An 11,295-nucleotide genomic window follows, 5' to 3' on the forward strand; every position below is an offset into this window, starting at 1 on the left:
GCATATTGGAGCGCAAGGCGAACGCGCACCGGTCAAATGCGCGGCGCGGTCGCCCGCTCCAACTCCCCCAGCCACTGCATCGCATGTTCCCGGCTGCTCCCGCACATCTCTTGCGATGGCTGCAGCCCGCCGCAAAACGCCGGCCGTTCCGGCTTGCCGAAAATCAGGCAGCGGTTATCAAGCCCGAGCTGGATGCAGCGCTCGCCTGCGGCTTTGCCATGCGGCATGCCGGGAATCGGACTGGTGATCGAAGGGGCGGTGCAGCAGGCGCCGCAATTGTCACGGCAATTCATGCCATCTCATTTCTGTGGGTGATTCTAGGTCGCCCAAGTATACACCCCATCCAATCATAAGATGTCGTACAACTATTCGGGTTGTATAATATGTGCATGACACCTTCCCCTACTGCCCAGGCGCTGCCGCCACCCCGCAAGAAACACCGCACCCTTGCCCAAGGCGTGGTCGAACACATCACGGGCAGCATCCAGCAGGGCGTGCTCAAGCCCGGCGACAAGCTGCCCACCGAATCGGCCATCATGGAGCAGCACGGCGTGAGCCGCACCGTGGTGCGCGAAGCCATTTCGCACCTGCAGGCGGCCGGCTGGGCCCAGACCCGGCACGGCATCGGCACCTTCGTCATCGAACGCAGCAACGCGGGCCTGGCGATCAACGCCGAGAGCATCGTCACCGTCATGGATGTGCTGGCGATGCTGGAACTGCGCATCAGCATGGAAGCCGAAGCGGCCTGGCTGGCGGCGGCGCGCCGCAGCGAGGCGCAGGTGGCCGAACTGGCCAAGGTGCTGGGCGCCATGCAGCGCAGCGTGGCGCGCGGAAGCCCCGCCGTTGACGCCGATGTGCAGTTCCACCTGTTGATCGCGCAGGCCACCGGCAACCGCTATTTCGTCGATATCCTGAGCCAGCTGGGCACCACCATCATCCCGCGTGCGCGCATCAACATGCCGCAACTGGGACACGACGATCCGGCCGCCTACCTGGAACGGGTCAACCGCGAGCACGAAGACATCTTCAACGCGATCCTGCGCAAGGACCCGGAGGCGGCGCGCGCCGCCATGCGCACCCACCTGAGCAACAGCCGCGAACGCCTGCGCCAGGCGCAGCAGCAACTGGAGTCGAACGGGGCCTGATCGCCCGTCCGTCCACCCATCCCGCATAGGGGAGCGCGCCCGCCGGCGCTCCCGCCGCTGTTCGCTTCGCCCTCCCTGTTTTGCGCCAACGGCCCCGCGCCGGCGGCGCCCTCATCCGTCTCAACGTTGTGCTTGCTTATGTCGGAGACTAGTTGTACGATGACGTATCACTAGCGCCAAACAACCCGCCTACCATCTGGAGACCCCATGAATCCGCAAGAACTCAAACAAATCCTCTCGTCCGGCCTGCTGTCGTTCCCGCTGACCGACTTTGACGAGCAGGGCAATTTCAACGCGCGCACCTACGCCGACCGTCTCGACTGGCTCGCTCCGTACGGCGCCAGCGCCTTGTTCGCGGCCGGCGGCACCGGTGAGTTCTTCTCCCTGACCCCAAGCGAATACTCGGACGTGATCCGCACCGCGGTCGACACCTGCCGTGGCAAGGTGCCGATCCTGGCCGGCGCCGGCGGCCCGACCCGCACCGCGATCGCCCTGGCCCAGGAAGCCGAGCGCCTTGGCGCGCACGGCATCCTGCTGCTGCCGCACTACCTGACCGAAGCGAGCCAGGACGGCCTGATCGCCCACGTCGAAGCAGTTTGCGCATCGGTCAAGTTCGGCGTCGTCGTCTACAACCGCGGCCAGTGCCGCCTCACCGCCGACTCGCTCGAAAAACTGGCCGCGCGCTGCCCTAACCTGATCGGCTTCAAGGACGGCATCGGCGACATCGAACTGATGGTGCAGATCTGGCGCCGCATGGGCGAGCGCTTCAGCTACCTGGGCGGCCTGCCGACCGCCGAAGTCTATGCCGCCGCCTACAAGGCGCTGGGCACCCCGGTGTACTCGTCGGCCGTGTTCAACTTCATGCCGAAAATGGCGATGGGCTTCTACCACGCCGTCGCCGCCGACGACCATGCGACCACCAACCGCCTGCTCGACCAGTTCTTCCTGCCTTACCTCGAGATCCGCAACCGCAAGGCCGGCTACGCAGTGAGCATCGTCAAGGCCGGCGCGCGCCTGGTAGGCCACTCGGCCGGCCCGGTACGCGCGCCATTGACCGACATGACGGCTGAAGAAGACGCGATGCTGCTCAAACTGATCAGCGCCCAGGGCGCCCAATAATCCCGACCGAGGAACAGCATATGCAAATCAATGGAGAAATGGTCATCGGCCAACGCACCCTGCGCGGCACGGCCGGCGTGGTGCGCGCGATCGACCCGTCCCGCAACGACACGATGGGGCCGGACTTCGGCCTGGCCACCGACGCCGACGTCGATGCCGCCTGCGCCCTGGCGCAAAGCGCCTTCGACGCCTACCGCAACACCACGCCCGAACAGCGCGCGGTCTTTTTGGAGACCATCGCCGAAGGCATCCTCAATCTCGGCCCCACCTTGATCGAACGCGCCGCGCTGGAAACCGGCCTGCCGACCGCGCGCCTGGAAGGGGAGCGTGGCCGCACCGTCAACCAACTGCGCCTGTTCGCCAAGGTCGCGCGCGACGGCTACTTCATCGACGCCACCATCGATTCGGCCCTGCCGGAGCGGGTGCCGCCGCGTCCCGATCTGCGCCTGCGCAAGATCCCCCTGGGACCGGTCGCCGTGTTCGGCGCCAGTAACTTCCCGCTGGCCTTCTCGGTCGGCGGCGGCGACACCGCCTCCGCGCTGGCCGCCGGCTGCCCGGTCGTGGTCAAGGCGCATGGCGCCCACCTCGGCACCTCGGAACTGGTTGGCAAGGTCATTCAACAAGCGGTGGCCGCTTGCCAACTGCCCGAAGGCGTGTTCTCGATGCTGTTCGGCGAAGGCCGCCAGATCGGCCAGCGCCTGGTCGACCATCCGGCCATCAAGGCGGTTGGCTTTACCGGCTCGCGCCAGGGCGGCCTGGCGCTGATGCGCACCGCGGCCTTGCGCGCCGAACCGATTCCCGTGTACGCGGAAATGAGCAGCATCAATCCGGTGTTCCTGCTGCCGGCGGCCTTGTCAAGCGACCGCGCCGCCGTGGCGCAAGGCTTCGTCGATTCGCTGACCCTGGGCGTGGGCCAGTTCTGCACCAACCCGGGCCTGGTCATGGGCCTCAAAGGCGACCACTTCGACCAGTTCGTCGACGCGGCGGCGACCGCGCTGCAAGCCAAGGGCGCCGGCACCATGCTCACCCCCGGCATCCACAAGGCCTACGTGGGCGGCGTGGAACAGCTCTCCGGCATCGACGGCGTGGCCCTGGTCGCCCAGGGCAAGGCGGACGGCGCCGGCTGCGCGGCGCGCGCCTCGCTGTACCTGTGCGAAGCGGCCACCTACCTGGCCACTCCCGCGCTGGAGTCCGAAATCTTCGGGCCGTGCGCCCTGCTGGTGCGCTGCCGCGACGCCGACCAAATGCAGCAGGTCGCCGAACACCTCGAAGGCCAGCTGACCGCCACCGTGCACGCGCTGGCGGCCGACCGCCTGCATGCCGCGGCGCTGCTGCCGGTCCTGGAACGCAAAGCGGGCCGCATCCTGTTCAACGGCTATCCAACCGGCGTCGAAGTGGCCCATGCGATGGTTCACGGCGGCCCGTTCCCGGCCACCTCGGACAGCCGCAGCACCTCGGTCGGCGCATCCGCCATCGACCGCTTCCTGCGCCCGGTGTGCTACCAGAACGTGCCGGCGGACTTGCTTCCGGAGGCACTGGCCGACAATAATCCACTGGGCCTGACCCGCCTTGTCGACGGAGGCATGCAAGTCCCGCAGTAAAAGCTGGTTGCGCCGCCGGAGCATGGGTGTGGAGACACCTTCCGGCGGTGCTGTTTCTAAAAACAACCATAAAGAAGCGACCGATGAACCAGCAAGTCATAGGCAAATACCGGTGGACCATCTGCGCCCTCCTGTTTTTCGCCACCACCATCAATTACCTCGACCGCCAGGTCCTGAGCCTGTTAGCCACCGACCTGTCCAAGGAATTCGGCTGGTCCAATACCGATTACGCCAACATCACGGCGGCCTTCCAGTTTGTGTACGCGTTCTCGATGCTGTTTGCCGGCCGCGTGATCGACAAACTCGGCACCAAGCGCGCCTTCGTGCTGGCCATTACCATCTGGTCGCTCGGCGCGATCATGCACGCCTTTGCCATCGGCGTCGGCGAGGGCGTCAACGGCATCCTGACCAGCCTTGGCATGACCGTCGTGCCGGTGTCGATCGCCGGCTTCATGATGTCGCGCGCGGTGCTGGCGCTGGGCGAAGCGGGTAACTTCCCCGCCGCCATCAAGGCCACCGCCGAATACTTCCCCAAGAAAGAACGCTCGTTCGCCACCGGCATCTTCAACTCCGGCGCCAACGTCGGCGCGATCCTGGCGCCGCTGACGGTGCCGGTGATCGCCGCCGCGTGGGGCTGGCAGATGGCCTTCATCATCATCGGCGCCATCGGCTTTTTCTGGATGGTCCTGTGGATGGTGTTCTACGAAACCCCGGCCGCGCAAAAGCGCATGGGCAAGGCGGAACTCGATTACATCAACAGCGACTGCGCGGTGGCGCCGGAGCCGGTTCCGGGTGTGGCCAAGCCGAAAACCTCGTGGTTCAAGCTGCTCGGCTATCGCCAGACCTGGGCCTTCGCGCTCGGCAAATTCATGACCGATGGCGTCTGGTGGTTCTTCCTTTTCTGGCTGCCCAAGTACCTGGCCGCGACCTATGGCCTCAAAGGCACCGACATCATCGTGCCGCTGGCCGTTTTGTACAGCATGACCATGGTCGGCAGTATCGGCGGCGGCTGGTTCCCGACCTACTTCATCAACCGCGGCGACAATCCCTACGACGGCCGCATGAAGGCCATGCTGTGCATCGCCTTCATTCCGCTGGTGGTGCTGCTGGCGCAGCCGTTCGGCTACATCAGCTTCTGGGTACCGGTGATCCTGATCGGGATCGGCGCCTCCGCGCACCAGGCCTGGTCGGCCAACATCTTCACCACCGTGTCAGACATGTTCCCGAAACATAGCGTCGGTTCGGTGGTCGGCATCGGCGGCATGTTCGGCGGCATGGGCGGCGTTTTGTTGACCAAGCTCGGTGGCTGGCTGTTCGATTACTATGGCGGCATGGGCCAGATCAGCACCGGCTACATGATCATGTTTTCGATCTGCGCGCTGGCCTACCTGGCGGCATGGACGATGATGAAAACATTGGTGCCACGCTACCGCGAAATCACCGATCTGTAAGAAGGCCACTGTTTTATGATCCGTCTTTCCCGCGCAGGCGGGAATCCAAGGCATCTACGCGTCGCAAGGGTGCATTGGATTCCCGCCTGCGCGGGAAAGACGGTCTTGACCGCAATGGCAATAAGGGCTTTAGTGGACGGCATCACAATCTGTAAGGGCAATATGAGCAAGCAAGCGATGATCGAAACAGTCCCGGACATCACCTGCGCGGTGGGCGAAAGCCCGCTGTGGAACGCGCGCGAGGGCGCCTGGTACTGGGTCGATATTCTCGGTCGGCGCATCTGGCGCTTCGATCCGGCCAGCGGCGCGCAGCGCTCCTGGCTCAGCGCCGAAATGCCGGCTTGCATTGCGCTCACCGACAGCGGCGCCCTGATCGCCGGGATGGAGAGCGGCGTGTTCCAGCTCACGCTGGGCGAGGACGAACACGTACACGCCGCGCTGCTGGCCGCGCCGCCCGAACTCACACCGGGCATGCGCTTTAACGACGGGCGTTGCGACCGCCAGGGGCGCTTCTGGAGCGGCACCATGCGCCTCGACAGCCCCGAGCTGCACGCCGACGGCCGCTTGTACCGCTACACGCGCGAGCAGGGCATCTCGGCGCCGCTGGTGTCGAACCTGGTGGTGCAGAACGGCCTCGGTTTTTCACCAAGCGGGCGCACCATGTATTTGTCCGACTCGCACGTCTCGCGCCAGCAGATCTGGGCCTTCGACTATGACACCGACAGCGGCACGCCCAGCAACCGGCGCGTGTTCGTCGACATGACGGCGCACCGTGGCCGTCCCGACGGCGCGGCGGTCGATGTCGACGGCTGCTACTGGATTTGCGGGAACGACGGCGGCTGCCTGCTGCGCTTCACGCCCGAGGGCACGCTCGATCGCACCATCGACCTGCCGCTGCTCAAACCCTCGATGTGCAGCTTTGGCGGCGCCGGGATGGATACCTTGCTGGTCACCTCGATCGCGGCCGGCCGCAAACCCGAGGACAGCGGGTCCGGCACGGTGCTGCTGGTGTACCCGGGTGTGCAGGGCATGCCCGAAACCGCGTTTCGCGCATGAATTCCGGGCCTGCGGGCCCGGTTTTTCGCTAAGATAGGGGCATGAAATTCGAACGCCTCAATCCAACGCACGCCGCCGCGTACCGCGCGATCACGCTCGAAGCGCTCGCGCTGCATCCCGACGCCTACACCTCCAGCGCCGCGGAACGCGCGACGCGCCCTGCGTCGTGGTGGGAAGCGCGCCTCAATCCCGATCCGGCATCGAACGAGATCGTGCTCGGCGCGTTCGATGATGGCGGCGCGCTCGCCGGCACCGCCGGCCTGTCGTTCGAAGCGCGCGAAAAAGGGCGCCACAAAGTCACCTTGTTCGGTATGTACATCACGCCGCGCTGCCGCCGTGCGGGCCTGGGCGCGCAACTGCTCAACGCCACCCTGAACGTTGCCGCATCGCGTCCGCACGCAAAAATCATCCAGCTGACCGTCACCGAAGAGAACGCGGCTGCCCGCAGCCTGTACCAGCGGCTCGGCTTCGCCGTCTTCGGCGTGGAGCCGTACGCCATCGCGCTCGGTGAGCGCTATCTGTCGAAGGTTCATATGTGGCGCGCGCTGAACTACTTGGCCTTGCGCGAGGACCAGTGAAAATGCAGCACTACCCAGCCGTCGCCCTTCTTTTCCAGGATGGCGGTCTCGGTGCCCACCGCATTGATGGTCTTGCCCTTGAAAGTGCCTTTGCTCTCGGTCTCGTCGAGGATGATGGCGATGTCGCCGTCGATCCGCTCCTTGTGCCGCAATACCCTGCGCGTGGTGGCCCTGGCGAACGCAATATCGTCCGCCAGGTGATGGTCCGCATATTCGCTGCGTGAACGCTCCACGTGGCCGGCCTCGTAAATGACGGCTTCGGGGCTGAGCAGCTTCATCGCGCGCGCCTCGTCGCCCGCGTGCAGGGCGGCGTGGAAGGCCGCCAGCGTTTCGCCGGGCGTCGCCGCGCGGGCATGCAGCGATGCCAGTCCGAGGACGGCAAGCAGAACGAATTGGCGCATCAGCTTCTTTCAATGGTTGAAAAAAGCGTCAGTGTGCATGATTTTTGCCCGGTTTGGTCACTTGCAGCACCTTTTCGCCCGGTTTTGCCGCCATCTTGCCGGCGTCCGGCGCGCGCACCGCTTCCGGCCTGGCGATCCCGCCTTCCTTCCATTCGTAGGCCAGCGTGCCGGCGGGATGCTGGTACCAGCCCGGGTCCTTGTAGTCGCCGCGCGCGAGGCCCTTGCGCACCTTCATCGTGGTGAACATGCCGCCCATGCCGATGCCGCCGAACGGACCGCTGCCGGTCATCATCGGCAGCGTGTTGTCCGGCAGCGGCATCTCCATCTCGCCCATGTCGGCCATGCCCTTGTCGCCCATGATCATGTAGCCCGGCACCAGCTTGTTGATCTTGCCGAGCACCTCGCGCTGGTCGACCCCGATCAGGGTCGGCACGTCGTGGCCCATGGCGTTCATGGTGTGGTGTGATTTGTGGCAGTGGAAGGCCCAGTCCCCCGGTTCGCTGGCGACGAACTCGATGGCGCGCATCTGGCCGACCGCGATATCGGTCGTCACTTCCGGCCAGCGCGCCGCCGGCGGCGTCCAGCCGCCATCGGTGCCGGTGACCGTGAATTCATGGCCGTGCATGTGGATCGGGTGATTGGTCATGGTCAGGTTGCCGACCCGGATGCGCACCTTGTCATTCTGCGCAATGACCATCGGGTCGATGCCGGGAAAGGCGCGGCTGTTGAAGGTCCACAGGTTAAAGTCGAGCATCGTGTTGACCTTGGGCGTATAGCTGCCCGGGTCGATGTCGTACGCATTGAGCAAAAAGCAGAAGTCGCGGTCGACCCGCATGAAGTTGTGGTCCTTGGGGTGGGTGATCCAGAAGCCCATCATCCCCATCGCCATCTGCGTCATTTCGTCGGCGTGCGGGTGGTACATGAAGGTGCCGGGACGCTTGGCCACGAATTCGTAGACGAAGGTCTTGCCCGGATCGATGCCGGGCTGGGTCAGGCCGGTTACGCCGTCCATCCCGTTCGGCAGGCGCTGGCCGTGCCAGTGTACGCTGGTGTGCTCGGGCAGTTTGTTGGTGACGAAAATGCGTACCCGGTCGCCTTCCACCACTTCGATGGTCGGGCCCGGCGACTGGCCGTTGTAACCCCACAGGTTGGCCTTCATGCCGGGTGCGATTTCGCGCACCACCGGCTCGGCCACGAGGTGGAATTCCTTGACGCCGTCCTTCATCCGCCAAGGCAAGGTCCAGCCGTTGAGGGTGACCACCGGATTGTACGGGCGGCCGTTGGGCGGCGTCAGGGGCGGCTGGGTGGCCGCCTTGTCCATGATGACCGCTTCCGGCAGCGAGGCGGCGCCGGCGCGCGAGACCAGCGCCGTGCTGACCGCCAGTGCGCCCGCGCCAGTGAAGAAATTTCTACGTGAGACCATGTTGCATGTCCTTTCAATGTTGGGCCGGTGCGGCGCCAGGCGCTGCGCTGCCGGCGCGTGGGGTGGCGGCGTCGCCGGCGCCGGTCAGGGCGGCCTGCAGCGCGGCGTCGGCGATCCAGTAGTCGCGCTGCGCTTCGATGGCGGCGTTGACGGCAACGACCTGCTCGCGCGCGTCGGCCAGCAGTTCGAAGACGCTGATCAGCATGCCGTTGTAGCGCAGCAGCTGTTCGTCGGCGATGCGTTTTTTGAGCGGCACCACTTCGTCGCGGTAGTGGCGCGCCAGGTCGTAGGCGGTGCGGTAGGCGCTGTAGCTTTCGCGTACCTGCGAGCGGGCGTCGACGGCAAGTCCGGCGGCGCGGTGCACGGCCTGCATGTACATCGCCTCGGCCTTGGCCACCCGGGCGCCGCCCCAGTCGAACAGGGGAATCTGCAGTTCGATTTCGTAGCCGGTGGCGCGCTCGCCGGTCTCGCCGGTGTTGCGCAGGTAGCTCAGGTCGAGCAGGTTGACGAAGCGGGTGGCGCGCGTGAGGCCCAGCGACGACGCCAGCCCGGCCAACTCCTTTTGCGCCATCAGCAGGTCGAGCCGGTTGCTCATGGCCTGGGCTTCGGCGTCAAGCACGTCGCGCGCGGCCGCCGGCAGGTCGGGCAGGCGCTCGGGCAGGGTGAAGGCGCTGGAGCTTGATACGCCCAGCAGGCGCGTGAGCTGTTCGCGTTCCAGGGTGCGGGCCTGGCGCGCGCGCGCCAGGCCCGCCACCGAATCGGCATAAAACGCCTGTTCGCGCGCATGCTGCAGTTTGCTCCAGTTGCCGGCCACCGCCATGCGGCGCGCCAGTTCGGCGCTCGCTTCGGCGGCGTTTTTTACCTGTTCCATGTACACGGCGCTTTGCTGGGCGGCGACCGCACCGTACCAGGCGCGCCGGGTGGCGTCGGCGGTGCGCAGCACGTCGCCGGCGGCGCGCATTTGCGCCTGTTCGTAACGGCGCCGTTCCAGGCGGGTGGCGACCGGCATGGTCAACAGGCCGATCACGGGCAGCATCAGCTTGCGCTCGATCTCGACGCCTTCGTGGCGCTTCATGCGGCCGAAACTGAGCACCGGATTGGCGATGCGGCCGGCCTGCACCAGGTCCGCTTCGGCGATGCCCAGTTCCGCGTAGTCCGCTTGCAGGCCACGGTTATTGAGCAGGGCGATGGTGACCGCGTCGTCGGCCGACAAGGGTTTGGACAGCAAGGCGGCGACCTGCTGCGCGACATTGGCGGAGCTGGCGCCGGGCGCGCTGGCGGGAATGGCGTTGCCGCCGCGCTGTTGCGCGAGCTGGCGCACCTCGGCGTAGCCGCCGTCGGGCGAGAAGGATGCGCAGCCGGCGGCGAAGGCGCAGAGGGTGGCGAGCGCGATGCGGCGCAGCGGAGTCGATAGTCGTCGCATCGTCATTCCTTGTGTTGGTGGTTCTGGTGCGGATCGGCCTTGGCCGGCTGCGCGCTCTTTTTCATGCCGCTCATATCGTGGCCGGCATGAGGATCGTCAAGCTTGGGCGCATCCGGTTTTTTGGCGGCGCCCATGTCGTGGTTCATGTGGCCCATCTGGCCCATCTGGCCGGACCGCTTGAGCAGTTGTTCGTTGGTGTCCTTCCAGGATGCCGCTTGCGGCTCCCGGTAGGCGCGGTACCCGGCAAAGGCCGAGTCGTAGGCGGGTGACGCGGCCGGCGCTTGCGCCAGCGCCGGCGGCGTGGCGGCGGCGAGCAGCAGCGCCCATATCAGGCGAGGGGAATTCATGACAACCTCAATCGTGTTGGTTAAAAGACGCTGGTCCGTGGACGGACCAAGGGCATTCAGGCGATCGGGGAGTGAGGAGGACGTTCCAGGCCGCCGGGGATATGCGCCGTCACGTGCATGGCGGCGTAGGCAATCAATTCGGAGGCGAGTGGCGGCGCGGCACCCGGCGCGGGAAATGCCGGGGCGATGGCCATGCCCACGCAGCAGAAGGCGCAGTTGCTGCACTTGGCGGGGCTGTCCGGCGCGGCGCTATCCGCCTTGTCGCAGTGGCCTTCGTCCATGCTGGCGACGGCATGGCTGGCGAGCGGCGCATTCGCCGCTGCGCACAGCGCTGACGATGCCGCCGCGAAACCCTGCAAGGGAATCGCAAGCAGCATCAGCCACACCAGCAATGTTCGGAAGCACTTCATGGACAAAGTCTAGCACATGGAAAATCGGAGCCGCGCCGTGCGGATCAAGCGGCGCTAGCGGGATAGCCGGCCTCGGCCAGGCTGGCGAGCACCTCATCCTGCGCCGCCGTCGTGTCCAGCTCAATGGTGCGCGCAGGCATGTCGAACGTGACGATGGCATCCTGGTCGAGCTCCTTGACGGTCTTGTTGATGACGCCGGCGCAATGGCCGCAGCTCATCTCGGGAATGCTCAGTTTGATCATGGCGAAACTCCTGTTGGTGAATGGAATAGAGCCATTGTCGACGTTCCCACGGTAGTAAGGTCAAGCGGTTTTTTCGCTTGACCTTACTATAATGGGAAG

13 protein-coding genes are annotated in these 11,295 nt (G+C 65.8%); 6 read left to right on the forward strand and 7 right to left on the reverse strand.

Annotated elements, in window-relative coordinates; genetic code table 11:
- Positions 1–32: 32 nt before the first annotated feature.
- Positions 33–293: a YkgJ family cysteine cluster protein gene (locus F0185_RS13120; protein ID WP_167225043.1), complete on the reverse strand. Its 261-nt coding sequence runs from the start codon at positions 291–293 to the stop codon at positions 33–35.
- 96 nt (positions 294–389) lie between these two features.
- Here F0185_RS13120 and F0185_RS13125 point away from each other — a divergent pair, with 96 nt between their 5' ends.
- The 6 genes from F0185_RS13125 (at position 390) to F0185_RS13150 (ending at position 6,950) form a co-directional block, all read left to right on the forward strand.
- The gene (locus tag F0185_RS13125) at positions 390–1,145 is read left to right on the forward strand and encodes a FadR/GntR family transcriptional regulator (RefSeq protein ID WP_166896317.1); all 756 of its coding nucleotides are present in this window, start codon (positions 390–392) and stop codon (positions 1,143–1,145) included.
- Positions 1,146–1,352: 207 nt separating this feature from the next.
- Positions 1,353–2,264, forward strand: coding sequence for a 5-dehydro-4-deoxyglucarate dehydratase (gene kdgD, locus F0185_RS13130; protein ID WP_167225045.1), 912 nt, complete (start codon positions 1,353–1,355; stop codon positions 2,262–2,264).
- Between the two features lie 20 nt (positions 2,265–2,284).
- The gene (locus F0185_RS13135; protein ID WP_167225046.1) at positions 2,285–3,865 is read left to right on the forward strand and encodes an aldehyde dehydrogenase (NADP(+)); all 1,581 of its coding nucleotides are present in this window, start codon (positions 2,285–2,287) and stop codon (positions 3,863–3,865) included.
- 83 nt (positions 3,866–3,948) lie between these two features.
- Complete coding sequence (locus tag F0185_RS13140; RefSeq protein WP_167225048.1) at positions 3,949–5,316, forward strand: MFS transporter; 1,368 nt, start codon at positions 3,949–3,951, stop codon at positions 5,314–5,316.
- Between the two features lie 180 nt (positions 5,317–5,496).
- On the forward strand, positions 5,497–6,372 hold the full coding sequence (locus F0185_RS13145; RefSeq protein ID WP_167225296.1) for an SMP-30/gluconolactonase/LRE family protein: 876 nt from the start codon (positions 5,497–5,499) through the stop codon (positions 6,370–6,372).
- Between the two features lie 41 nt (positions 6,373–6,413).
- Positions 6,414–6,950: a GNAT family N-acetyltransferase gene (locus tag F0185_RS13150; protein WP_167225050.1), complete on the forward strand. Its 537-nt coding sequence runs from the start codon at positions 6,414–6,416 to the stop codon at positions 6,948–6,950.
- Here F0185_RS13150 and F0185_RS13155 read toward each other — a convergent pair.
- Genes F0185_RS13155 through F0185_RS13180 form a run of 6 tightly spaced genes read right to left on the reverse strand, consistent with a single transcriptional unit; the run spans position 6,923 to position 11,196 of the window.
- Complete coding sequence (locus tag F0185_RS13155) at positions 6,923–7,351, reverse strand: nuclear transport factor 2 family protein (RefSeq protein ID WP_167225052.1); 429 nt, start codon at positions 7,349–7,351, stop codon at positions 6,923–6,925. The genes F0185_RS13150 and F0185_RS13155 overlap by 28 nt on opposite strands.
- 28 nt (positions 7,352–7,379) lie before the next feature.
- Positions 7,380–8,774 carry a multicopper oxidase family protein gene (locus F0185_RS13160; protein ID WP_167225054.1) on the reverse strand — a complete coding sequence of 465 codons (1,395 nt, stop codon included), beginning with the start codon at positions 8,772–8,774 and terminating at the stop codon, positions 7,380–7,382.
- A gap of 13 nt (positions 8,775–8,787) precedes the next feature.
- Positions 8,788–10,197 carry a TolC family protein gene (locus F0185_RS13165; RefSeq protein ID WP_167225056.1) on the reverse strand — a complete coding sequence of 470 codons (1,410 nt, stop codon included), beginning with the start codon at positions 10,195–10,197 and terminating at the stop codon, positions 8,788–8,790.
- Positions 10,198–10,199: 2 nt separating this feature from the next.
- Complete coding sequence (locus F0185_RS13170) at positions 10,200–10,544, reverse strand: hypothetical protein (RefSeq protein ID WP_167225058.1); 345 nt, start codon at positions 10,542–10,544, stop codon at positions 10,200–10,202.
- Between the two features lie 56 nt (positions 10,545–10,600).
- Complete coding sequence (locus F0185_RS13175; protein ID WP_167225060.1) at positions 10,601–10,954, reverse strand: hypothetical protein; 354 nt, start codon at positions 10,952–10,954, stop codon at positions 10,601–10,603.
- A 44-nt stretch (positions 10,955–10,998) separates the two neighbouring features.
- Complete coding sequence (locus tag F0185_RS13180; RefSeq protein ID WP_167225062.1) at positions 10,999–11,196, reverse strand: heavy-metal-associated domain-containing protein; 198 nt, start codon at positions 11,194–11,196, stop codon at positions 10,999–11,001.
- Positions 11,197–11,295 lie beyond the last annotated feature (99 nt).

The organism is Massilia rubra, from assembly GCF_011682065.1.
Lineage (GTDB): Bacteria > Pseudomonadota > Gammaproteobacteria > Burkholderiales > Burkholderiaceae_D > Telluria_A > Telluria_A rubra.

Excerpts from the sequence above, each read along its gene's own strand:
- F0185_RS13120 (WP_167225043.1), bottom strand. The coding sequence starts at position 293 with ATGAATTGCCGTGACAATTGCGGCGCCTGCTGCACCGCCCCTTCGATC.
- F0185_RS13125 (WP_166896317.1), top strand. The coding sequence starts at position 390 with ATGACACCTTCCCCTACTGCCCAGGCGCTGCCGCCACCCCGCAAGAAA.
- kdgD (WP_167225045.1), top strand. The coding sequence starts at position 1,353 with ATGAATCCGCAAGAACTCAAACAAATCCTCTCGTCCGGCCTGCTGTCG.
- F0185_RS13135 (WP_167225046.1), top strand. The coding sequence starts at position 2,285 with ATGCAAATCAATGGAGAAATGGTCATCGGCCAACGCACCCTGCGCGGC.
- F0185_RS13140 (WP_167225048.1), top strand. The coding sequence starts at position 3,949 with ATGAACCAGCAAGTCATAGGCAAATACCGGTGGACCATCTGCGCCCTC.
- F0185_RS13150 (WP_167225050.1), top strand. The coding sequence starts at position 6,414 with ATGAAATTCGAACGCCTCAATCCAACGCACGCCGCCGCGTACCGCGCG.
- F0185_RS13155 (WP_167225052.1), bottom strand. The coding sequence starts at position 7,351 with ATGCGCCAATTCGTTCTGCTTGCCGTCCTCGGACTGGCATCGCTGCAT.
- F0185_RS13160 (WP_167225054.1), bottom strand. The coding sequence starts at position 8,774 with ATGGTCTCACGTAGAAATTTCTTCACTGGCGCGGGCGCACTGGCGGTC.
- F0185_RS13165 (WP_167225056.1), bottom strand. The coding sequence starts at position 10,197 with ATGCGACGACTATCGACTCCGCTGCGCCGCATCGCGCTCGCCACCCTC.
- F0185_RS13170 (WP_167225058.1), bottom strand. The coding sequence starts at position 10,544 with ATGAATTCCCCTCGCCTGATATGGGCGCTGCTGCTCGCCGCCGCCACG.
- F0185_RS13175 (WP_167225060.1), bottom strand. The coding sequence starts at position 10,954 with ATGAAGTGCTTCCGAACATTGCTGGTGTGGCTGATGCTGCTTGCGATT.
- F0185_RS13180 (WP_167225062.1), bottom strand. The coding sequence starts at position 11,196 with ATGATCAAACTGAGCATTCCCGAGATGAGCTGCGGCCATTGCGCCGGC.